This window comes from Leucobacter sp. USHLN154, from assembly GCF_037145595.1.
Taxonomy (GTDB): domain Bacteria; phylum Actinomycetota; class Actinomycetes; order Actinomycetales; family Microbacteriaceae; genus Leucobacter; species Leucobacter alluvii.
The window spans coordinates 63,020-85,716 of sequence record NZ_JBBCXF010000001.1; the positions used below are offsets into that span (position 1 = coordinate 63,020).

The following is a 22,697-nucleotide window of genomic DNA, read 5'->3' on the forward strand; positions in this document are numbered from 1 at the left end:
CCGGACCTCGGATGTGGCTAGCGGCCAGCCCCGTCGTACAGGGAGAGGAGGCCGCTCGCCGGGGTCGCCGTGTGACGGGACAGATGGTTGCGGTGCTTCGCGCTGTTCTCGACCACGAATGTCGCCATGGTCGGGAGATACCGGTCGTCGGCGCTCTCGATGACGGTGCCGAACTCGTTGTAGGCGAGGCGGCGCACCCGCAGCAGTGGGCTGCCAGGCGCGATGTGCAACTGCTCCACCTCGAGCGGGTGCGCCGCGATAGCGTCGATGACGTGGCGCGCGCGAGTCGGGACGATTCCGACGTTGGCGAGTGCCTGCGTCACGCTGCCGTGCTGGAAGTCGGTGCCGAGCAGGTGCTTGCCGATCTCATACGGGAACAGCGAGCGCTCGAGCATCGCAGGTTTCTCGTCGAGGTAGCGCACGCGGATGATCTCGATCACCGGTGCATCCGGGGCGATCTGCAACTCGCGGGCGCACTCCTCGGTCGCTGATCGGCGACTCGCCTCGATGACGCGTTGGCCGGGCGTCAGCCCCAGTTCGCGGGCCCACTCGCTGAACGAGATGAACGTATCGAACGATTGCGGGGGAGCGGTGTGCTGCACACGAGGCGGGGTTCCCCGGCCACCCACGATCATGCCGTCGGCGCGCAGAGCGGCGAGCGCTTGGCGCACAGGGCCGCGGGATGTGCCGAACTCGGCGATGAGCGATTTCTCGCTCGGAACCTTCTCGCCGGGCTGCCACGCGCCCGTTCGGATGCGGTGGATCATCTCCTCGTACAACTGCACGTGGAGCGGCGATGAGGTCGTCATGTGGCCACTGTATAAGTCACGACTTGGTTACGGCCGCCCGTGGGGTAACGGCTGCGTGAACGATCGGCGAACGGCGGGTGAGACGAAGGGGCCGGCCCTACTGCGGGGGAGGATCGGCGGAGTCGACTCCCGTCGGCGTCGATCCGGCGCCGTCGGATTCGCCTCGGGGGTCCCGCCCGCGGCGGGGCCCGAAGGGCTCGCTGCTCATACCGTCGGCGGATGCGTTGAACCGGTGCAGCGAGACGCGCAACTGCTCGAGCTCTCCTGGGCTCCAATCGGCGAAGCGCTCGTGGTACGCGTGCGCCCATTTCTGGCGGATGGCACCGAGCAGCTCCTCCGCCTTGGGGCTCGGCGTGAGCAGTACGACACGGCGATCCTCGGCCGCTGGCTGCGTGTCGACCAGTTCGAGCTCGCGCAGCTTCGTCACCTGCCGGCTCACCATCGCCTTATCCATGTCGAGCATCTGACTGATCCCCGTCGCGGAGATCGGGCCTTTGCGCAGGATCAGCTGCAGCATCATGATGCCGATGCCTTTGAGCTCGGGGTCCACCTCTTCCGCGTACCGCGCCCACCGAGTGCGCGCGAAGGCGAAGACCTCGGAGAACTCAGCGATGATCTCGGAGATGCCGTCGTGGTTCGCGGCATCCGTGGCGGGCTCGCTGGCATCGTGCATAGCTACTAGTGTGCCGCGCCCAGCCCGCTGCCGCGCCCGGCGCGCTGGAGTGTTCCCGCGCGTCGGTTCATCTCGCGCTGCGCAGGCGCCCGGCCCGCGGCGCGAATGCGCACCCGCGGCAATGCGGCAGAATGGAGGCGTGAGTCGGCGTCGCACTGCGCCGACGACGCGAACCCGAGAGGCGAGACGTGACGCAAAACGGCAGCATCAAGATCGGCGTGATCGGTGGCGGGCAGCTCGCCCGCATGATGGTTCCCCCGGCGATCCACCTGGGGCTGCGCATCAGCGTGCTCGCCGAGAGCGAGGGAGCGAGCGCCGAGCGTGCTGCTGATGTCGTCGGCGACTACCGTGACGCCGAGACGGTGTACGCGTTCGCCGAGACCGTCGACGTCATCACGTTCGACCACGAGCACGTGCCGCAGTCGATCCTGCACGAGCTCGTGTCGCGCGGCGTCGCCGTGCACCCGCGCCCGGATGCGCTGCAGTACGCGCAAGACAAGATCGTCATGCGCGAGAAGCTCGCAGAGCTGGGCGTGCCCATTCCGGACTGGACCGCCGCCGCCGACGAGACCGATCTCCAGGCCTTCCTCGACGCGCACGGCGGACGAGCCGTGGTGAAGACCGCGCGCGGCGGGTACGACGGGAAAGGCGTGCGCGTCATCTCCGACGCCGCAGAGGTCCGCGACTGGTTCACCGCGCTCGCCGAAGACGGGAACGGCGGTTCTCTGCTCGTCGAAGAGCTCGTCGATTTCGTGCGAGAGCTCTCGCAGTTGGTCGCACGTCGGCCGAGCGGGGAGACGCGCACCTGGCCGGTCGTCGAGACGATCCAGCGCGACGGCGTCTGCGCCGAGGTGCTCGCTCCCGCCCCGACCGACCGTGCCGAGGTCCTCGAGCAGGCCGCCGGCATCGGTGCGATCGTGGCCGAGGGCGTCGACGTCACCGGTGTGCTCGCCGTCGAGATGTTCGAGACCCGCGACGGTCGGGTGCTCGTCAACGAGCTGGCCATGCGCCCCCACAATTCGGGGCACTTCTCCATCGAAGGGTCGGTGACGAGCCAGTTCGAGCAGCACCTCCGCGCCGTCGCGGACCTGCCGCTCGGCGATACCTCCATGACCGCGCCCGCAGCGGTCATGGTGAACGTGCTGGGCGGGCCGGCCGAAGGCCCGATGCCGGTGCGATACGCCGAGGCCCTCGCAGCGCACCCGCGCGCCAAGTTCCACAGCTACGACAAGCAGCCGCGGCCTGGACGGAAGGTCGGGCATGTCACCGTGACGGGCGAGCAGCTCGACGCGGTGCGCGCGGAGGCGGTCGCCGCTGCCCAGCACTTCGAGTGATCCTGCGCGCCGATACGATGGAGAGCATGGCTGAATCCTCCGCACCCCTCGTCGGCGTCATCATGGGCTCCGATTCCGATTACTCGGTCATGACCGACGCCGTGCAGGTGCTGCGCGAGTTCGGCATCGCCCACGAGGTCGAGGTGGTCAGCGCGCACCGCACCCCCGACAAGATGATGACCTATGCTCGCGAGGCCGCCGCCCGCGGTCTCCGCGTGATCATCGCGGGTGCGGGCGGAGCAGCGCATCTGCCCGGCATGGTGGCGTCGATGACGACGCTTCCGGTGATCGGCGTTCCCGTGCCGCTGGCGAAGCTCGACGGACTCGATTCCTTGCTGTCGATCGTGCAAATGCCCGGCGGCATTCCCGTGGCGACCGTGTCGATCGGCGGCGCGAAGAACGCAGGGATTCTTGCGGCGCGCATCCTCGGCTCATCCGACACGACGATCGCGAAGCGCCTCGCCGACTACGCCGACGGCCTCACTGCCGCCGTGGGGGAGAAGAACGATGCGCTCAAGGCGCGCATCGCCGCCGAGTAGCCGTCGACCAGCCGCGACCCAGCGCAGGTCACCGGCACGAACGGCAGCGCACGCGAGCTACAGGTTCGCGTGGGTCTCCCAGAGGTTCCAGGCCGAAGCGCGCCAGCTGAACCCTCGGCTCCGGTCGCATGCAAGCACCGTGAGCGTGGGCAGAGCACCGGTCTGGCCGACCAGGTCGTGGTACTCATGGGCGAATGCTTCCGCGGTACCTCCTGACACGCCCGCATCGAGAACGAGCTCCTCCGTGGCGGGGTGGCCGGCGTGCACCACTGGCACGGCCGCGTCGAGCGCGGCGAGCACGGTGTAGCCCGTTCCGGCGAACGACTGCGGCTGCACGAGCACCAGGGCTGCGGCGAGCACTGCGCCCACGTCCGAGAGGTCTGATATGCGCACCGTGTGCACACGGCCCTGCAGGTCCTGCGGGATATCCAGAGCGGATTCCCGGTCCTTCTCGCGGGTGGTCGCGCCCTGCGGATCCAGGCCGTCGAGCACGACGAGCGGCGGAAGGCGCTCGTCGCTGCGCATCGCGTCGAACACCCACTCCAGTCTGCCGTGCTCGCCGGGTCGGGCCGTGGTGACCGCGAAGCGATCGGGGAGCCCCCACGCGTCCCGGCGCTCCGCAGCGTCAGCGGGCGCGGCGAAGGCGGAGGGTGTGGCGAGCGGGAACACCTGCACCGGGAGGTCGCTGCCGTACTGCTGCTGCAGCACGCGCGCGGTGGCGTGCGTCGGAGTGAGAATGATGTCGGCGTGCTTGACGGCCCGTCGCGCGAACGCGCGGAAGAGGCGCGCCTGCGAATTCCCGAGCAGCGACGGCGCCTCCCAGGCGATGCTGTGCGGAATCGTGACCGAGGTCTGCGAGCCGTCATCGTCGCCGCGGGATCGCAGCGGCATCATCGGAGTCAGCGCGTGCACGAACTCGCCGTCGAGAGGTCGAGCGGTGGCGCCGTTCTGCCAGACGAGCGGCAGGACGCTGGCGCGCAGCGGAAGCATCTCCGTGGCGAGTCGCGGAGACGCGAAGTCCGGCATCTCGCCGCCGCGAGCCAGCAGGTATCGGGCGCTGCAACTGCGTGGAGCGGTTTCAGCGACCGCCTGTGCGAGATCACGAGCCGCTGAGGCGTGCGCCGCGGCTTCCCAATCGGGGAACGGGTCGGCGATGAGGGTGAGCGTCGCCAATCGAACTCCCCTCGAATCGTCATCTCACGTGCGTGCGGTACGAGCCCGCACTCCACATTGTATGGAATGCGAAGCTGAGAGCGGCTGTGCGCCACGGCGTAAAGCACTGGAGTGAGACGTAATTGCAACAATTCGGGGCGCGCTCCGAGTTTTCGCGCTCTCGACGTGTCTCGCCGATGCTCCAGCCGCTCACGCAGGCGGGGTGAGCGAGCACCGGTCGGCACATTCTCGGCACGCAAAGCAGATCATTGCGGTGCGGCTTGAGGTTTCCCCCACGATCCGCGAAGTACCCTGTCCCCATGCGTGTTTTGTTGACAGGCGGCGCCGGCTACATCGGCTCGCACACTGCACTCGTTCTGATCGAACGCGGCCATGAGGTGATCGTGCTCGACGACTTCTCCAACAGCAGTCGCGAGGCGGTGCGGCGCGTCGAGGAGCTGAGCGGTGCGACGGTGCAGATCGTCGAGGCCGACCTCGCCGACCGGGATGCGGCGCGGAGTGCGCTCGCAGATGTCGCCTTCGACGCGGTGATCCACCTCGCCGGGCTGAAGGCCGTCGGCGAATCGGTGGCGCAGCCGACGCGGTACTACCGGGTGAACCTCGATTCCACGATCGTGCTGCTCGACCTCCTCCGCGAGCGCAGCATCACGAACTTCATCTTCAGCTCATCGGCCACCGTGTACGGCGACCCGCAGTACTCCCCGATCGACGAGGCGCACCCCGCGGGCGTCGGCCTCACCAACCCCTACGGGTGGTCGAAATTCATGAACGAGCAGATCGTGCGAGATGCGCAGGTCGCGTGGCCCGAACTCGGCGCCGTGCTGCTCCGCTACTTCAACCCCGTGGGGGCGCACCCCTCGGGGCGCATCGGGGAGGACCCGAGCGGGATCCCGAACAATCTCATGCCGTTCATCGCGCAGGTCGCGGTGGGCAAGCGCGAACGGCTCAGCGTCTTCGGCGACACATATCAGACGGTCGACGGTACGGGCGTGCGCGATTACATCCACGTGATGGATCTCGCCGAGGGGCACGTCGCGGCGCTCGAGCACAACACCCCCGGCGTCTCCACTTACAATCTCGGATCGGGCATCGGCTCGAGCGTGCTCGAGGTCGTGCGAGCCTTCGAGACGGCCTCCGGCCGGCCGGTCCCCTATGCGATCGAAGCGCCGCGATCGGGTGACGTTGCGGAGACGGTGGCAGATCCGTCGCTCGCGAACACCGAGCTCGAATGGCGCACCACCCGCGACCTGGCCGAGGCCTGCCGCGACTCGTGGAACTGGCAGTCCGGGAATCCTGCGGGATACCGCGCATGACGCTCGACCTCGAGCGGCCGCTGCGCCACCCCGATCTGGCGTCAGAACCGCTCATGAGCAAGCGAGCCAGATGGCTCGTGATCCTCGGCTTCATCCTGCCGGGGACCGCTCAGGTGGTCGCCGGCAACCGCCGCCTCGGTCGGTTCGGGCTCATCGCCACGGCGATCCTCGTCGTCGGAGTCATCATCGCGGGCGTGAGCCTGCTGCTCGCGCGCACGGCGACGCTCACGTTCTTCACGAACAGCATCGTGCTGCTCGTCGTGCAGTGGCTGCTCTTCATCTACGCGGTGATCTGGGTGGTGCTCGGCATCGACACGCTCCGGCTCACGAAGCTCGTGCGCGTGCAGCGCGGGTGGCGCGTTCCGGTCGCGATGCTCTCGGTGCTGCTCACCATCGTCCCCGCCGCTGGCGCCGCCTGGGCCGGAAACGCCGTCGGAGCCGGCCGCGGGCTCATTGGCGACCTCTTCCGCAGTGCACCGGCGGTCGCGCCGGTCGACGGCCGGTACAACATCCTGCTCCTCGGCACAGACGCCGGGTCCGACCGCGAGGGTCTGCGTCCCGACAGCATCTCGCTCGTCAGCATCGACGCCGAGACGGGGCAGTCGATGATCGTCGGACTGCCGCGCGAGCTCAAGGACGCCCCGTTCCCCGAGGGCTCTCCTCTCGCCCCCGTCTATCCGGAGGGATACTGCGACGAGGTCAACAACTACGAGATCGTGGACGGCGGCGGCTACTACTGCTTCACCACCGGCAACCTCAACTCGCTCGTCACCGAACTCGAGGATTCGGGATCGCCGTCGTACGACGGCATGTACGCCGACGCCGTCTCCCAGGGATCGTCGCCCGGCATCGAGGCGACCAAGGACGCGGTCTCGGGGGCGACGGGACTCGAAGTGCAGTTCTACGTCCTCGTGAACATGGACGCGTTCGAGAGCCTCATCGACGCGCTCGGGGGCATCACCATCAACGTGCAGGAGCGCCTGCCGATCGGAGGCCAGGTCGACGAGATGACAGGCGAGCTGGTCGGCGTCGAAGGCTGGATCGAGCCGGGCGAGCAGCAGATGGACGGGTTCACGGCGCTCTGGTACGCCCGATCGCGGTACGGGTCGGCCGATGGCGACTACGCGCGGATGCAGCGGCAGCGCGAACTCCAATCGGCCATTCTCGCGCAGATGAATCCGCAGAACGTCCTCGCGCGATTCCAGGAGGTGCTCTCGGCGGGTTCGCAGCTCGTCGACACCGACATCCCTGACTCCATGCTCGGCCGATTCGTCGACCTTGCCGCCGACGCCCGCGGGTACGAGCCGGTCAACGTCGAGCTCGTTCCGCCCGCGATCGACCCAGAGGCCCCGGACTGGGCGACGGTGCAGCAGCTCATCGCCGATGGGATCGCCGCCTCGTCTCCGGCCGAGGAAGAGGCGGGCTAGACTTGCCGGGTTTGCTCGAAACGCGAAGGAGACCGATCGCATGCGTGTGACCGCCGTGCTGGTGGCCTACAACCGGCGAGAACTGCTGCGGGAATCACTCGCCGCTCTCGCCGCGCAGAGCCGACCCGTCGACCGTCTCGTCGTGGTCGACAATGCGTCGGACGACGGATCGGTCGAGGTCGCCGCCGAGATGCTGGAGGCCTGGGGCGAGCGTGCGCGTCACATCGAGCTCACCGAGAACACGGGCGGCGCGGGAGGGTTCGCGACCGGGATCGCGGCTGCCGTCGTCGAGGACGATACCGACTGGGTCTGGGTCATGGACGACGACACCGTGCCAGGGCCGGATGCGCTCGCGGGAGCCCTCGAGACCTACGAGCGGTACCGCGCGTCCGGGCCGGACGACCTCGCCGTGATGGGCTCACGCGTCGTGTGGACCGACGGGGAGGACCACCCGATGAATACGCCGAAGCCGAAGATCCGCGCATCGGAAGCTGAGCGCGCGCGGGCCGCGTCCGTCGACGCCATGGAGATCCGTTCCATCTCGTTCGTCTCGGCATTCCTGCGCGCCGCCCGCGTCCGCGAGCAGGGTCTGCCGATCGCCGACTACTTCCTGTGGAACGACGACTTCGAGTACTCGGCGCGCCTGTTGCGCGGCGCGCGCGGGCTGTATGTTCCGGCCTCGGTGGTCACGCATCGCACGGTGAAGCGGGGGTCGAGCGATCAGGATCCGGGTCCGCGGTTCTTCTACGAGGTGCGCAACAAGCTCTGGGTGTTCCGGCGGAGCCCGGCACTCTTCGGGTGGGAGAAGCTGCTGTACTCCGCCGCGACCGCGCGGCGCTGGTTCCGGACCTTCCGGGCGTCGCGCGATCGCGCGCAGCTGCGCGACTGCCTGCGGCGCGGGTGGAAGGCCGGGTGGCTCACCGCGCCGCGGTCGACGCGCGACGTGCTGCGCAACGCGGGGGTTCCCGTCGACGTGATGTACGAAGTCGAGAAGCTGTCGCGGTTGAACGACCGGTAGGTTTCAGCCGGTCCAGTTCGCGCCGCGTGTCAGAGCACCGTGATGTCGGTCGCGCGCCAACGTTCCCTGCGGTGTTCGAGGCGGATCGCCACGACGGTCGAGCGCGAGTCGGTGTGGAGCACGACGGTCGCCTCGATGATGTGGGGGAGCGGCGTGCTGAGATGCGCTCGGCCCGGTGTCGCCGTGCGCCGTCGACGGTCTCGCGTGAGGGCCTCGCGTTCCGCGCGGAGAGCTCGTCGCGCTTTCAGCGCAGCAGCGACTTCCGGAGTGATCCAGCCACCGAACTGCGCGACCGACCGCACCCCCTCGAGCACCTCGAAGGCGTACACCGCGAGACGCTGCACGAATGCGTCGGGAGGTGGATCGACCGGTGGACCGTCGAGCACCGCGCGATGACCGGGCACCCGTGACGGCGACGGGGAGCGTGCGGGAGGTGCCGCACCGAGCCCGCTCGCACTCGGCACGACATCCGGCACCGCGTGGAGGTGACTGCGCGCGTGGGCGCGCGGCTGCTGCGGAACCGCGCGCAGCGTACGGTCGTGCTGGGGCGTTGGAGCGGAGGCAGGCATGACGGGTCCCTTCGAACGGATCCGCGCGCCGCTCCCGTTGCGACTCACCCTCACTGCACTGCCGGATTCGAGATGATGTGGTCATCACCCTATGCACTGCGCCCTATGGGGTGTCAAGAACTCCCGGATGGCGGGAGACACCGCGCCCGTGCTTTCAGACGCGGATCTCGGAGTTCGCTCCCGGACGCGGTGCTCTAGTCTGGGGTCGTGGCCACACTGCGCAATCTTGCAACGAAGTATTCCTCCCTCGACGAAGAGGAGATCGAATGGCTCGAGCTGCTCACGCTCGATCTGCGCCTGCTCGCGGATCTCGCCCTCGGCGACGTGGTGCTCTGGGTGCCGACGAGTGACGAGAACTACCTCGCGATCGCCCACAGCAGGCCGGCAGGTTCGGTGACGCTCTTCTACCGCGACGTGATCGGCGATCTGCTGCGAGCCGACTGGCGCGAACTCGTGGACGAGGCGATGACCAGTACGAATCCGACGGTCTCCACGTCACCGGCCTGGTATGAAGAGAATCCGATGCGTCTTGCCGCGTACTCCGTGAGTCGCACCGATGCCGACGGAGAGGTGCAGGGTCCGTTCGCCGTCATCACCGTGCACACGAGCGTGGCCGATACGCAACCGGCCTCTCGCATCGGAGCCGCGTTCCGCGAGGTCGCGGCTGACCTGCTCGGCATGATCCAGAAGGGGATGTTCCCCGTTCCCGGGAGCTCCCGCGGAGGGGAGCAGGGCGCGCCGCGTGCAGCCGATGGGCTCGTGCGCATCAATCTCGACGGGGTCGCGACGTTCGCCAGCCCGAACACCCAGACCACGTTCTCGTCCCTCGGGTTCCGGGATGAGATCGAGGGCGAGAACTTCAGCGAAGTGGTCGCCGACATCGTGAAGGGGCAGTTCGACACCAACGAGTCGCTGCCGCTGATCGCGCAGGGCAAGATCGCGAAGCGCGTTGAGATCGACACGCACGGACATACGATCACATTGCGTTCGATACCGGTCTTCCGCGACGGAGCCCGCGTCGGCGGCATCGTGCTGACGCGCGATGTGACCGAGCTGCGCCAGCAGGCGCAGGAGCTCATCACGAAAGACGCGACGATTCGCGAGATCCATCACCGGGTCAAGAACAATCTGCAGACCGTCGCATCATTGCTCCGCGTGCAGGCCCGCCGCGCCAGGAGCGAAGAGGCGAAGCAGGTGCTCGGCCAGGCCATGCGCCGGGTCGCCGCAATCGCCGTCGTGCACGACACGCTGTCGACCGGGCTCTCGCAGATCGTCGACTTCGACAAGGTCTTCGACCGCGTGATCGGGCTCGCCGCAGAGGTGGCCAGCCTGCACAACACGACGGTGCACCCGCACAAGGAAGGGGAGTTCGGCGAGCTGCCCTCGGAGTACGCGACCCCTCTCGCCCTCGCGCTCACCGAGATCGTGACGAACGCCGTGGAGCACGGACTCGCAGGCCGCGAGGGCGAGGTCTTCGTCACCGCCCGGCGTACCGATGAGCAGCTCACGGTCGAAGTGGTCGATACGGGCACCGGGCTTCCCGGCGGCACGGTCGGCGACGGGCTGGGCACGCAGATCGTGCGCACGCTGATCGAAGGCGAACTCGGCGGGAGCATCACCTGGGGCCCGGACGCCGGCGGTGGCACCCGCGTCGCGATCCAGGTCCCGCTGCATTGGATCTCAACGCAGACGCGGGAGATACCGCGGGTGCCAGCCTGATCCCTACCGCCGACGCCGGGTATCGCGACGGCCGCGGATCAGCACGGCGAAGCCGACACCGAGCAGTAGGACGCCCAGCCCGATAATCGTCGCGGTGATCCAGCCGGCCGCGTCCAGGCCGCCGCCGCCGAGCACCTGCTGCGAGATGTATCCGCAGAAGACCAGGATCAGCGCTCCCCAGACGATGGGCCCCGTCCGCGGGCTCGGCCGCGACGGTGCGCGAACGCCCGCAGCAGTGTTTCCGGCCGCGCGTTCGCCCGTCGGCGCCCCGAATGCGTCAGGCGTTTCGCGTGCGTCCGGTCGAGGTGCGGCGGGTGCGGCGGCTGCGCTCGGTGCGCTCGGTGCGCTCTGGCCGGCGGATTCTCCCGGACCGCTCTCCGCGTCGGCGGGAGCCGCTGCGACCCCGCTCGCGGGCGGTGGCGTCAGCGGAATCCTGGCCGTCGTCTCATCATTCGTCCCGGGGCTCGTAGGTTCGACGCTCATGAGTTCATCTCCAGTTCCAGGGCTTCGAGCTCCTGTGCGATATCGGTGCGCTCGTCTTCCAGGCTCCGGCGCTCAGACGGGCTGAGGCCCGGTTCCGCGAGCTTCCAGTCGAGCACGTCGAGCTGGCCGTCGAGGCGATCGGCCTCCTGCTCCAGACGCCGATCCGCGTCCGTGTCTGCAGGGGTATCGACCCCTGCGAGCTCGTTCTCATCCGCCCTCGCGGCATCCCGCCCGGCCGCACCGCCCGTGACGTCGACGTTGCCGGCGAGCAGCGTCACCGTGACGACAGGTGCCGCGTCCTCGTTGTCGGGCGTGACGTTCGATCGGATCTCCCGCGAGATGAAGGGCCCGCTCGTCACGATCTGGGTCGCTCGAGACGAGTCGAGGTCGTTGCGGCCGGATTCATCGATCCGTCCAGCGAGTACGCGCGCGTGCACGATGACCGGAGACGACGCAGGAAGCTCGATGGTGCTGCGACCCGCGAGCACCCACACCTCGAGATCATCGGCGCCACCCGCTCTCGTCTCGATATCCCCGAGATCGACCGTGGTGTTGCCCGCGAGCACGACGGCACCGGTCTCCGCTCCGGTCACATGCAGATTGCCGAACGGCTGGAAGCGAATGCCCCAGGGGAGCACGACGGTGATGAGCAACGCCACCACACCGCAGAACGAGAGAAACCCGATCCACCCGGTGTACCGACCGCGTGTTCCGGCGACGATCAACGACAATGCCAGTACGGCGAGCGCCGCGATGAGGCCGGTGATGAGCGCGTCGGGAGCGACGCTCTCGATCGAGAGCGGACCGTGCACTGAGGTCGTCCACAGTGCCGCGAGTCCGCCCGCGAGCAGCGCGAGTGCCAGGGTGATCACCGTGTGGGCGGCTCCCAGCCGATGCGCGTCGTGGTGCTCCGCGTAGCGGGCGCTCCACGCCTCGGTCTGCTCGCCGACCTCTCGCCCCCACTTATCGGCAGCGGCGCCCGCGCGGCGACCCCAGTCAGCGGCGTCCCGTGCGACGCGGTCGGCGCTCTCGCTCGCCCGCGCGGCGAACGATGCAGCGGAATCGGCGGAGTCGTGCGGGGTGCGGGCGTACTCGCGGTCGGCAGCGCGATCCGCGTGATCCGGATCGGCCCCGGCCTCTCCTGACGCCGCGTCGTCGGCACCGGATGCGTGTTCGCCGTATTCTCGGCCGCGCTTGAGCACGATGCTCCGTACCCAGAAGAACCCGAGCACGAGGATCGCGATCCAGGACAGCCAGGCCGCTGTCGCAGTGACCCATCCGGGAATGCCGAGCGACCCCCAGACGCCCCAGCTCCACACGCTGAACAGCGGGTAGGCGTCTCCAGGGCTCACGAGGCCGAGAATGCCCGGAACGATGACGACGGCCGTGAGGATCACGGCGACGACGATCATCCCGGTCTCTGCTCGCCCCCGGATGATCTCCTCCACGTGGATGCGGCCGTTCGCGTCGGGCAGGAGGAGCCAGCCGATGAGGTAGAGCAGAACGCCAGGGCCTCCCAGCAGCGCGAGCACGATGAAGATGCCTCGCACGATGATGGGATCGATCCGAAGGCGATCTGCGATTCCGGCGGCGACGCCGGCGAACCACCGGTCGCTGCTGCGGGTGATGCCGAGACCGCGCAACCAGGTGAAGAAGCCCTGGCCCGCAGGCGGCCCTGCGGGGCCCGGTGTGGGAGGTGTGGTGTCCATGGTTCGAGTCTGGCTGAGACGGGAATGCTCGGCCATGGGGGATCACCCTGATCCTTCCCTGATCCCGAGACCCCGAGACCCCCACGCGTCGCGTGACCTGATTGGATGGGGGCATGGCCGATGCTCCTCTCACCCGCTCGCGCGATGACCGCGTGCTCATGGGCGTCTGCGGGGGACTCGGGGCGCATCTCGGCGTTTCGTCGCAGACGGTGCGCATTGCGATGCTCGTGCTGACCGCGCTGGGCGGAGCCGGGGCCGTGCTCTACCTGTGGCTCTGGGCCACTGTGCCGTGGAACGGCGACGATGCGGGCATCGTGCCGCTTCGACGGGCGCTGACCCCGCCTGCGGCTCCCGCCGCTGCTGCGTCTGCTGCTCCCGCCTCGGCTCCGGCAGCTGCAGCGACTCCGGCGGCCCCGGCGACGACAGCGCCATCGACCCCTGCGACGCGCATGCCGGCGGCGCAGGTGCCTCCCATCGAACTCGGAGCGCCCGCAGCCGACACTGCGAACGAGCGCCGACCCCGCTGGCCCATCGCCGAATTGCTGCTCGGCACGTGTCTGTTGCTGGCGGGCGCCGGTCTCGTGCTCGAGCGACTCGGGGTGCAGCTGCGACTCGAGCTGTTGCTCCCCGCACTCGCCGTACTGGTGGGCGTCGGCCTCACCTGGTGGCAGATCGCAGATCGCGACCGCCCGGATCGCCATGCGCTGCCGCGAGCCCTCGGGGCCCTCGCGCTCGTCGCCGTCGGTGTCCTCATGTTCTTCGTCACCGCCCGCGAGCCGAACACCTGGACTGTCATCGGTGCGGCACTCGCCGTGCTCGGAGGCGTCGCCCTTGCAGTGGCGCCCTGGCTGCTCCGCATCAATCGCGAGCTGATGAGCGAGCGCGCGGCCCGAGCTCGTGAGGCCGAGCGCTCCGACATCGCCGCGCACTTGCACGACTCGGTGCTGCAGACCCTCGCGCTGATCCAGCAGCGGTCGGAACCGGGCAGCGAGGTCGCCCGGTTGGCGCGAGGCCAGGAGCGAGAATTGCGCGAGTGGCTGTTTCGTGCGGCCGATGGAGGCGCCCCGCAGCCGCGCGAGGCCGTCGACACCGAGCTCCGCGCGCACGCCGCAGCGCTCGAAGCCGATCATCCCGTGCGCTTCGAGGTCGTCTCAGTCGGAGCGGGCGAGGGGCTCGTCGCGCCGGCACCCATCGTCGCAGCGGCGCGCGAGGCGATGCTGAACGCCGCGCGTCACGCGGGCGGCGACGTCACCGTCTATCTCGAAGCGACGCAGGATCGGGTGACGATCGACATCACAGACCGCGGAGTCGGGCTCGACCCGAACGACCTTCCCGAGGGGCGAATGGGCGTGCGCGAGTCGATCCTCGGCAGAATGGAACGAGCCGGTGGGCAGGCTCGGATCGTGCGCGGTCCGGGCGGGGGCACCTCGGTACGGCTCGGGATTCCCCGGCAGACGCCGACCGAACCCGCGGGAACGACGCACCATGAGACCGCGCAGAACGAGGAGACCCGATGAATCGCGCACCGCACGAGATCCGCATTGTCATCGTCGACGACCATCAGATCTTCCGCACCGGTCTCCGAGCCGAACTCGGGGACGAGCTCGCGGTGGTCGGCGAAGCCGCGAACGTCGACGAGGCGGTCGCGGTGGTGACGGCGACCGTGCCCGACGTCGTGTTGCTCGACGTGCACCTGCCCGGCGGCGCCGGCGGTGGCGGGGCCGAGGTGCTGCAGCGTCTCGCGGGCAACCCTGCGACGCGCGGCATCCGTATGCTGGCGCTGAGCGTCTCGGACGCGGCCGACGATGTCGTGCAGGTCATCCGCGCCGGCGCCAGGGGGTACCTGACGAAGACCGCATCCGGCGCCGAGGTGACGGCAGCGGTGGGGCGGGTGCACAGCGGAGACGCCGTGTTCTCGCCGCGGCTCGCGGGGTTCGTGCTCGATGCGTTCGGCACGGGCGGCGGGGAGACCGCGGCGCGAGACGATGAACTGGACCGTCTCTCAGCGCGCGAGCAAGAGGTGATGCGCATGATCGCCCGCGGCTACGCCTACAAGGAGGTCGCAGCCGAGTTGTTCCTCTCGGTGAAGACGGTGGAGACGCACGTCTCGAACGTGCTGCGCAAACTCCAGCTCTCGAATCGGCACGAACTCACGGCGTGGGCGCTGTCACGGCGCTTGCTCTGAGGGAGCAGGCGAACTGAGTCCGCCGCCCTGCTACTGCCAGCCGGGCAACCACTGGTGCGCGCGCCAGAACCACTCGGCCATCGGCGCCCCGGACCAGACGGGGAAGAACAGGACGGCGAGAGCGATGCAGGCGACCACATACAGGGCGACCGCGATCCGGATTCCGAGCAGAGTCTCGGGCGAGCCCCCGCCGGGGCCCTTGAACTCGCGCCCGTGCTCGCTCGCCGCCGTCACACCGCTCGCCGCCGCATGGCTCGCCGCGGCACGGCCGGCCGCGCTCGCCGCCGGATGCGGTTCACCCGCGCTCAGCCGAGGTCGCATGCGCACGCGGCACAGCAGCGCGAGCCCCATCGCGAGGGCGATCGCCGAGAACGGCGTCAGCACCACGGCGTAGAACTGGAAGACCGCGGAACGCGACACGGTCAGCACCCACGGGAGCCACCCCGAGAGGTAGCCGACGACGACGAACGCGCTCGCGGTCACCAGCGGGTCGGGCCCGCGGCGCGCGCGGAAGACGATGACGCAGACGAGTGCGATGAGCGCGATCGCGCCACCCCAGGTCACGAGCGGGTTCGGCAGGGGCGACACGACCGCTGCGCAGGCCGACCACGGGCAACCAGCATCAGAACCCCAGCGGGATTCGTACATCCCGGTCGGGCGAAGCGCGAGCGGCCACGTCAGCGGATGGGAGGCGTAGGGGTGCGGCGCGCTGAGCGACCGGTGCCAGTCGAGCATCTCGGCGTGATACTGCAGCAGCGCCGGCCACCATGCTTCTCCTGCGGTGCGGCTCCACCCGCCGGGATTCAGGATCCAGCCCGCCCAACTGGCGACGTACACGAGCGCGGCAGCGGGGAGGGCGACCAGCCCGGCGACGACGGCCTGCCACGCAGCGCGCGGCACGGCGTGGCGTTCCCGTGCCCGGAGCCGGACGACGAGATCGCGCACGGTGATGAAGACGAGGAAGGCAGCGAGCGGGTACAGGCCGGACCATTTGATCGATGCCGCAGCGCCGAAGGCTCCCGCGGCCGCGAGCAGCCACGGGCGGCGCCAGAGCACCGGAACGCGGGGCGGCGGTGGACCGGAGCGGTCACGCTGATCCGGCGTCGTCGCCCGTGCCCCGGTCCATTCGATATCGCGCCAGACGCACAGCGCGCCGATCGCGACGGCGAGGGTGAGGAAGCCGTCGAGCAGACCCACTCGCGTGAGTACGACGTGCACTCCGTCGATCGCGAGGAGGAGACCCACGGTGCATGCGACGACGACGCTCCGGGTGATGCGCCAGCCGAGGCGCATCGTGACCGCCACGGTGAGCACGCCGGCGAGCGCGACCGCACTTCGCCACCCCCAGCCGGAACCGGGCCCGAACACGAGCACCCCGAGGCCGATGAGCCACTTGCCGAGTGGAGGGTGCACTGCGTTCGACGGCTCGTCGGAGAAGCCGAGCGCACGCGACCCGCTCATGTCCGGTTCGTCATCGGGCCAGGTCGTCGGGTATCCGTGCGCGAGCTGGCTGATGGCATCCCGCACGTAGTACAACTCGTCGAAGACGAGCACCCCGGGACGGCCGAGAGCCCAGAACCTCAGTGCAGCAGCGATCGCGAGCACCAGTGCCGGTGCGAGCCAGTGCAGCCAGCGGTTTCGCATCACGGCTCCAGCGTACGGCGCACCTCCGACGCGCGGCGCGCGGGCTACGATGGTGAGGTGATTACGCGGCTCAGCTCCTACTTTCTCAAGACCCTCCGAGAAGATCCCTCTGACGCCGAGGTGGCGAGCCACCGGCTGCTCGTGCGCGCGGGCTACATCCGGCGCCAGGCCCCGGGAATCTTCGGGTGGATGCCGCTCGGCTTGCGGGTGAAGGGCAAGCTCGAGCAGATCATCCGCGAGGAGATGGTCGCCGCCGGTGCGCACGAAGTGCATTTCCCCGGACTGCTGCCCCGCGAGCCATACGAAGCCTCCGGTCGGTGGGAGGAGTACGGAGACGCCCTCTTCCGCCTGCAGGATCGCCACGGCGCCGACTACCTGCTCGCACCGACGCACGAAGAGGTCTTCACCAACATGGTGAAGGACATCGTGACGTCGTACAAGGACCTGCCGCTGGCGCTCTTCCAGATTCAGGACAAGTACCGCGATGAGGCTCGGCCCCGCGCCGGCCTGCTGCGCGGCCGCGAGTTCACGATGAAGGACGCCTACTCGTTCGATGCGACCGACGAGGGGTTGCACGCGAGCTACGAGCGCCAGCGCGCCGCCTACGAGCGCATCTTCACCCGGCTCGGTCTCGAATACGCCATCGTCTCCGCCGACGCTGGCGCGATGGGCGGATCGCGCAGCGAAGAATTCCTCCTGCCGACGTCGATCGGCGAGGATACCTTCGTGCGCTCTGCCGGCGGGTACGCGGCGAATGTCGAGGCGTACTCCACCCCCGTTCCCGAGGCCATTCCGTTCAACGATGCGCCGTCGGCCGTCGTCTACGACTCGCCCGACACACCGACGATCGACACCCTTGTCGCCCACACGAACGCGGTGCTGCCTCGCGAGGACGGGCGCGCATGGACCGCCGCCGACACGCTGAAGAACCTCGTGCTCGCAGTGACGCCCATCGGCGGCGAGCGCGAGATCGTCGTCGTTGGCATCCCCGGAGACCGCGACGCCGACATGAAGCGCGCGGAAGTCGCGTTCCCTGGCGCTGAGGTCGAGCCGGCGACGGCCGCGGATCTCGCCCGCCATCCCGGCCTCGTGAAGGGGTACATCGGGCCGGCGCGCATCGACGACCAGGGCGGGATCACCCCTGTGCTCGGCGCCGAGAGCGCTACGGGCCTGCGGTACCTCGTCGACCCGCGCGTCGTCGCGGGCACGACCTGGGTGACCGGGGCGAACGTCGAAGGCCAGCACGTCGCGCATCTCGTCTTCGGGCGGGATTTCGATGCGGACGGCACGGTCGAGATCGCCGACGTGCGCGACGGCGACCCCGCTCCCGACGGATCAGGGCCGATCGAGACCGCGCGCGGCATGGAGATCGGTCACATCTTCCAGCTCGGCCGCAAATACGCTGAGGCACTCGGGCTGAAGGTGCTCGACGAGAACGGCAAACTCGTCACGGTGACCATGGGCTCGTACGGCATCGGAGTGACTCGCATCATGGCCATTCTCGCCGAACTGCACCACGACGATCGCGGGCTGATCTGGCCGGAAGCCGTCGCGCCGTTCAACGTGCACGTCGTCGCCACAGGCCGGGATGCGGCTGTATACGAGGTCGCCGAGTCGCTCGTCGAGACGCTCGATGCCGCCGGTATCGAGGTCATCTTCGACGATCGCCCGAAGGTGTCGCCCGGCGTGAAGTTCGGCGACGCCGAATTGCTCGGGGTTCCTCGCGTGGTGGTCGTGGGCCGAGATGCGGCGGACGGTTTCGCCGAGGTGTGGGATCGGGCCGCCGGAACCAAGGAGAAGGTCGCGCTCTCGGACGTGCCCGGCCTCTTCGGCGTGCGCGTGTGATGTGAGGATCGCGGCCTTCGGTCGCGCAGGTGTGACGGGGCGTCGCTGCTGGTGCAGCGGCGCCCCGTTTTCCATATGGCCGCGCGGAGCCTATCGCCGAATCACCGCATCGCTTCGCCGCTCATACCGGAGTGCTCGCCCTCGTATACCGCAGTTATCCACATTCCTGCCGAGTGCTGTGCACTCCCGTCTCGCGACTCCATACGGTGGAAGTCATCTCCCGGACACTCCGGGCGATGACCATCAGCACTGACGCGAGCCGGGGGGATCGCGCGAGAGAAGGGATCCCCATGGCCAACATCAATGTGACCTACGGCGAGATGGAGCAGGCTGCTTCGCAGCTCGGCACCGGGCGCGACGAAATCACCGAGAAGCTTCGCGCACTGCAGATGCAGATCAACAATCTGGTCACCTCCGGTTTCGTCACCGACCAGGCGTCGGGCAAGTTCAACGCGGCCTACAACGACTACACGACGAGCGCGAACACGGTCGTGCAGAAGCTCTCCGAGATCCAGACCTTCCTCACGCAGACCGCGAACGCGATGCGCGAGATGGACGCCCAGATCGCCGCCAAGATCAACTGAGGCTGATCGGCTCGACTCGCAGCTCCGGTCGTGCTCCGGTGCGGCCGGGGAGCCATGGCACGCTGCGGGTCGCGCCGAGTCTCTGTGAAACGAGGGAATGACTATGCCTGACGGTCTGAAAATCTCCGACGCGGTGCTCGAAGCGGCAGCCTCACATCTCGTCGCTGCATCGCGTGTGATGATCGACGGAAACCAATCGTTGCCGGCCGGTGCTCCCGCGACGATGACGGGAGCCGGCGAAGAGATAGCGCGATTCGTCACCGGACTCTCGACCGGCCGACTCGCCCTCGCTGACGCTGCGAAGACCGCGAGCACCGGGGTCGCCGGCATCATGAGCGACAGCTCTGATCTGGACGCGCGTCTGGCGAGCGCTCTCTACACCGGATTCGCCGTGAGGGGGACCGGGCGGTGACGATCTACGTTCCAGTCGACGGTGCGACGTTGCTCGAGGGCACGCCCGTAGTCGGGTCAGTTGACGAGATCAACGCGATCGGTCGATTCGCGCAGGATGTCGCCTCGGATGCGATGCAGTACGCCGCAGATGTGCAGAATGCTCGATTCACCCTCGGGTCGGAGAAGAGCACTGCCCTGGCGACCCTCAGCACGAAGATCAGCGAATTCCTGCTCCCGGGAGCAAACACGGTATTCCGGGCGGCGAGCGATGCGAAGAGCGCCCTCGACGCCTACGCGTCGGAGGTGGACCGGATTCATGACAGCGCAGAACGGACACGGCAGGGTGTGGACGATGCTCTCTCTGAGATTCATCAGTGCACCGTCCAGATCGAGAGCATCGCTGCAGTGATTCGCGTCGAGACGCCGTATGAGTGGTCTGTTGGGGCACCAGGCGTGATGCCCCAACCCCAGCTCGGAAGTCAGGCGCGAGACCTCGACGCCGACCAGCGGGAACTCGCCGTGCAGCACCTGCATTCGATGCACGAGCACGAATGGATGCGCGCCGCATCGATCTGGCAAGCCGCACTCGTGAGCATCCAAGACGCGAAGACGACGTGGTCGAACCTCATCGAGGAGCGTCGGAGAGCTGAAGAGCGTCTGATCGGTGCCCTCGACGACACCGCGATCGGGCAGCTCCTGAACGTGAGTTCCGACAGTGCGGAGGCGCGCACATTCACCATCGCCGTGACCATATCCGGGGAGTTGTGGGGCACGAGTGAAGATGCGCCCGAGACGAAGAAGTCGCATCCGCTGCTGACGAAACTGCTCGGCACCGAATCGGGCGAGCGCACATGGGATCACCCGCCCGACCCTGAAACCGTCGCGGTGAATTGGGCGGCACTGGAGCCGGTGGAACGCGAGCGCCTGATCAATGAGGTGCCATGGGTCGTCGGCAATCTTCCCGGTCTCCCGTATGGGGTCCGCGATGCGGCGAACCGCAAGATGGTGGAGTTCTACCAGCAGCACCCGCAAGCAATGACCCCCGAGCAATTGCAGCTGCTGGCCGATATTCGGGAGATTCTGAAGCTCGAAGCCGATCAAGAAGAGCAGTTCGGAGAGGGAAGGCCGCCCATCCAACTCGTCGCACTCGATATGACGAGTGAGGTGCCGAAGACTGCGGTCGGGTACGGGGACCTGGACACGGTGACGCATACGACCTGGCAGGTCGCGGGAATGAACAGCGACGCCCATCTGGCGCTGGAAGGCTGGGATGAGGCGAGCCGGCACGTCTACAGCGCGCAGAACAAGGTGTCGGGGTTCTCAGGTTCGACCGCGACGGTGGCCTGGCTCGGGTACGACGCCCCGAACTCGCCGGTGACGGGCGACTTCGGAGTGCTCTCCGTGGACGCGGCCAGGGCGGGCGCGCCGCGTTTCGCGGCTGAGCTCGAGGGTGCTCACGCGGCGCGAAGCGCGGGCGAGTCCGGCGTCCCGGAGGTGAACGTGCTCGCCCACTCCTACGGCACCACGCTCGCCACGTTCGCGCTGACCCTGATCGGCGAGGACCATCCGGTGGACTCGCTCACCATGCTCGGCTCCGCGGGTCTCGACACCGAGAAGGTGCCTTCGTACGAAGTGCTGCGGGTACGGGAGCTCACGGCGGGGCAGAAGGCGATCTTCACGACCCACGCCTCAGGCGATCATCTGGCGCCATTCGGCGCGGGCTTTCCCGGCCGCGGGCAGCCGAACCCTGATGCGCGCGACCCGTTCCACCTGTATCTGCAGAGTCCCGTGTACGCCGGAGGCCTCTCATTCTCGTCCGAGGGCGATCCGAGTCAGAATCTGGAGGAAACCGATGGACATTCCACGATCGGCGAAGGCGATCGACCGGGCATCGTGGGAATGTCCGCCTCGGAAGGCCACGGGTACCTCGACGTGCGAACCCAATCCCTGGACACCGTCGCGAAGATCACGACCGGTCTCATTGACCCGGACCTCAGGCGGTCGTTCACCCGCACCGAGGGGATGTGCGTCGAGGCCATCACGGGCGTCGACGGCACGGTGACGCCAATCCGAGTGAGATGCGAGGCCGAATGACCATGAGTCGGATCAGACCGAAGCACATGATGATCGCCGCGACGGTCGTCGCCGCGATCACGATGCTGTCGAGTTGCATGCAGGAGGTGCCGATCGTGTCGAGCGAACCCGGGAATCAGACGACGAACATGACGCTGGACGAGCAGCGGGAATGGGTGGGGGAGCAGTTCGATGCTGCGATCGCCGCGAGTGGAGTCGCAGAGGGCTGGTACGACATCTACGACAAGAACGTTCTTTGGGCGCGCGACAGACCTGAAGATCGCACTAGAACTTTGAACTCCCTCTTCCCTCGCGATTGCGGTTCAGGAGGGCGGCTGGACGAGTCATTGAAGAACATGAGCGCAGAGGATCCTTTGGCCGCGGCTGCAGCGGTGCATTCCTTCTGGGAATCGGAGGGCTGGGCGGTGTCCGATATTCGCTCGTACGAGTCAGATCCGTACTTCCGCGCCGACGGTGAGGACGGCGCGCAGCTGGCCTTCCAGGCATCGAAGGAGGGCATGTCCCTGGAAGTCGCGACCGCCTGCTCCGTGAACAACACGGTGACCAACTGGAGGCTCCACAGCGAACTGGAGAACGAATCGGAGGAATGAGCGGCATGCTCGGAGCCGTTCGCTCACGAGCCCACCACGGTAGGCACGAACACCAGCGGCGACATCGAACGCTGCTGCAGGAAGGACAACCACCATGCACGAACTCCAGGAATCGCCGCACAAGCCCACGCCGGCCTTCATCGGCGCCTCGTGGCTCGCGCTGTTGATCGGAATGTCGACGTACTTGATCGGCCTGTTCAATGCGCGGATGGAACTCAACGAGAAGGGCTATTACTTCACCGTGCTCATGTTCGGGCTGTTCGCTGCGGTCTCACTGCAGAAGACTGTGCGCGACCGTGCTGAGAAACTGCCGGTGACGAATCTCTACTATGGAATCGCCTGGTGCGCTGTTGCGCTCGCGCTCGGTCTCCTCGCGATCGGCCTCTGGAATGCGGGCAGCATGACGCTCAGCGAGAAGGGGTTCTACGGCATCGGATTCGCCATGAGCCTGTTCGCGTCCGTAGCCGTGCAGAAGAACGTGCGCGACCTCGCTCGCTTCCGTGGCGAAACGTCAGAACCCGGCGGTGATGAGGATACGGATGCTCCCCTGTACCGCTTCCAGAGCGCGCCCGTGGAGTGAGCGGACGCTGCACGAA

The 22,697-nt window shown here is 68.1% G+C and carries 21 protein-coding genes; 14 read left to right on the forward strand and 7 right to left on the reverse strand.

Features of this window, described 5'->3' with window-relative positions; translation table 11 throughout:
* Positions 1-17: 17 nt before the first annotated feature.
* Together WFH23_RS00260 and WFH23_RS00265 are read right to left on the reverse strand one after the other, a co-directional pair.
* The gene (locus tag WFH23_RS00260) at positions 18-809 is read right to left on the reverse strand and encodes a GntR family transcriptional regulator (RefSeq protein WP_200330078.1); all 792 of its coding nucleotides are present in this window, start codon (positions 807-809) and stop codon (positions 18-20) included.
* Between the two features lie 97 nt (positions 810-906).
* Positions 907-1,482: a MarR family transcriptional regulator gene (locus WFH23_RS00265; RefSeq protein WP_090146707.1), complete on the reverse strand. Its 576-nt coding sequence runs from the start codon at positions 1,480-1,482 to the stop codon at positions 907-909.
* A gap of 188 nt (positions 1,483-1,670) precedes the next feature.
* Here WFH23_RS00265 and WFH23_RS00270 point away from each other — a divergent pair, with 188 nt between their 5' ends.
* Positions 1,671-2,816: a 5-(carboxyamino)imidazole ribonucleotide synthase gene (locus WFH23_RS00270; protein ID WP_336661218.1), complete on the forward strand. Its 1,146-nt coding sequence runs from the start codon at positions 1,671-1,673 to the stop codon at positions 2,814-2,816.
* A gap of 26 nt (positions 2,817-2,842) precedes the next feature.
* A complete protein-coding gene (gene purE, locus WFH23_RS00275; RefSeq protein WP_336661219.1) occupies positions 2,843-3,355 on the forward strand; it encodes a 5-(carboxyamino)imidazole ribonucleotide mutase in 513 nt (170 codons plus the stop codon).
* 57 nt (positions 3,356-3,412) lie between these two features.
* On the opposite strand, the gene WFH23_RS00280 is transcribed toward purE, so the two are convergent.
* Entirely contained in the window at positions 3,413-4,528 is a 1,116-nt protein-coding gene (locus tag WFH23_RS00280) for a mannosyltransferase (RefSeq protein ID WP_336661220.1), read from the reverse strand.
* 299 nt (positions 4,529-4,827) lie between these two features.
* On the opposite strand from WFH23_RS00280, the gene galE reads away from it, so the two are divergent.
* From galE to WFH23_RS00295, 3 genes are read left to right on the forward strand one after another with little or no spacing between them, the layout of a single operon-like run.
* On the forward strand, positions 4,828-5,841 hold the full coding sequence (galE, locus tag WFH23_RS00285; RefSeq protein ID WP_090146713.1) for a UDP-glucose 4-epimerase GalE: 1,014 nt from the start codon (positions 4,828-4,830) through the stop codon (positions 5,839-5,841).
* Positions 5,838-7,268 carry an LCP family protein gene (locus WFH23_RS00290; protein ID WP_336661221.1) on the forward strand — a complete coding sequence of 477 codons (1,431 nt, stop codon included), beginning with the start codon at positions 5,838-5,840 and terminating at the stop codon, positions 7,266-7,268. Before galE ends, WFH23_RS00290 begins: the two co-directional genes overlap by 4 nt.
* A gap of 40 nt (positions 7,269-7,308) precedes the next feature.
* Complete coding sequence (locus WFH23_RS00295) at positions 7,309-8,286, forward strand: glycosyltransferase (RefSeq protein WP_211650100.1); 978 nt, start codon at positions 7,309-7,311, stop codon at positions 8,284-8,286.
* Between the two features lie 29 nt (positions 8,287-8,315).
* On the opposite strand, the gene WFH23_RS00300 is transcribed toward WFH23_RS00295, so the two are convergent.
* A complete protein-coding gene (locus WFH23_RS00300; RefSeq protein WP_336661222.1) occupies positions 8,316-8,855 on the reverse strand; it encodes an Rv3235 family protein in 540 nt (179 codons plus the stop codon).
* 207 nt (positions 8,856-9,062) lie between these two features.
* Here WFH23_RS00300 and WFH23_RS00305 point away from each other — a divergent pair, with 207 nt between their 5' ends.
* Positions 9,063-10,574 carry a histidine kinase N-terminal domain-containing protein gene (locus WFH23_RS00305; RefSeq protein WP_090146722.1) on the forward strand — a complete coding sequence of 504 codons (1,512 nt, stop codon included), beginning with the start codon at positions 9,063-9,065 and terminating at the stop codon, positions 10,572-10,574.
* Positions 10,575-10,577: 3 nt separating this feature from the next.
* Here WFH23_RS00305 and WFH23_RS00310 read toward each other — a convergent pair whose 3' ends face one another.
* Positions 10,578-11,057 carry a hypothetical protein gene (locus WFH23_RS00310; RefSeq protein ID WP_336661224.1) on the reverse strand — a complete coding sequence of 160 codons (480 nt, stop codon included), beginning with the start codon at positions 11,055-11,057 and terminating at the stop codon, positions 10,578-10,580.
* The gene (locus WFH23_RS00315; RefSeq protein ID WP_336661225.1) at positions 11,054-12,766 is read right to left on the reverse strand and encodes a PspC domain-containing protein; all 1,713 of its coding nucleotides are present in this window, start codon (positions 12,764-12,766) and stop codon (positions 11,054-11,056) included. The genes WFH23_RS00310 and WFH23_RS00315 overlap by 4 nt, the downstream gene beginning before the upstream one ends.
* A gap of 113 nt (positions 12,767-12,879) precedes the next feature.
* Between WFH23_RS00315 and WFH23_RS00320 the strand changes: the two genes are divergently transcribed.
* Complete coding sequence (locus WFH23_RS00320) at positions 12,880-14,283, forward strand: ATP-binding protein (protein ID WP_336661226.1); 1,404 nt, start codon at positions 12,880-12,882, stop codon at positions 14,281-14,283.
* Positions 14,280-14,951: a response regulator transcription factor gene (locus WFH23_RS00325; protein ID WP_336661227.1), complete on the forward strand. Its 672-nt coding sequence runs from the start codon at positions 14,280-14,282 to the stop codon at positions 14,949-14,951. The genes WFH23_RS00320 and WFH23_RS00325 overlap by 4 nt, the downstream gene beginning before the upstream one ends.
* A gap of 30 nt (positions 14,952-14,981) precedes the next feature.
* Here WFH23_RS00325 and WFH23_RS00330 read toward each other — a convergent pair whose 3' ends face one another.
* Complete coding sequence (locus WFH23_RS00330; RefSeq protein WP_336661658.1) at positions 14,982-16,595, reverse strand: phospholipid carrier-dependent glycosyltransferase; 1,614 nt, start codon at positions 16,593-16,595, stop codon at positions 14,982-14,984.
* Between the two features lie 57 nt (positions 16,596-16,652).
* Here WFH23_RS00330 and WFH23_RS00335 point away from each other — a divergent pair, with 57 nt between their 5' ends.
* From WFH23_RS00335 to yiaA, 6 genes are all read left to right on the forward strand, one after another.
* The gene (locus WFH23_RS00335; RefSeq protein ID WP_336661228.1) at positions 16,653-18,440 is read left to right on the forward strand and encodes a proline--tRNA ligase; all 1,788 of its coding nucleotides are present in this window, start codon (positions 16,653-16,655) and stop codon (positions 18,438-18,440) included.
* A 236-nt stretch (positions 18,441-18,676) separates the two neighbouring features.
* Positions 18,677-19,024, forward strand: coding sequence for a WXG100 family type VII secretion target (locus tag WFH23_RS00340; RefSeq protein ID WP_249290837.1), 348 nt, complete (start codon positions 18,677-18,679; stop codon positions 19,022-19,024).
* 103 nt (positions 19,025-19,127) lie between these two features.
* Entirely contained in the window at positions 19,128-19,436 is a 309-nt protein-coding gene (locus WFH23_RS00345) for a hypothetical protein (RefSeq protein ID WP_090146737.1), read from the forward strand.
* Positions 19,433-21,511, forward strand: coding sequence for an alpha/beta hydrolase (locus WFH23_RS00350; RefSeq protein WP_336661230.1), 2,079 nt, complete (start codon positions 19,433-19,435; stop codon positions 21,509-21,511). The genes WFH23_RS00345 and WFH23_RS00350 overlap by 4 nt, the downstream gene beginning before the upstream one ends.
* A gap of 2 nt (positions 21,512-21,513) precedes the next feature.
* On the forward strand, positions 21,514-22,101 hold the full coding sequence (locus WFH23_RS00355) for a hypothetical protein (protein WP_336661232.1): 588 nt from the start codon (positions 21,514-21,516) through the stop codon (positions 22,099-22,101).
* 94 nt (positions 22,102-22,195) lie between these two features.
* Complete coding sequence (gene yiaA, locus WFH23_RS00360) at positions 22,196-22,681, forward strand: inner membrane protein YiaA (protein WP_336661233.1); 486 nt, start codon at positions 22,196-22,198, stop codon at positions 22,679-22,681.
* Positions 22,682-22,697 lie beyond the last annotated feature (16 nt).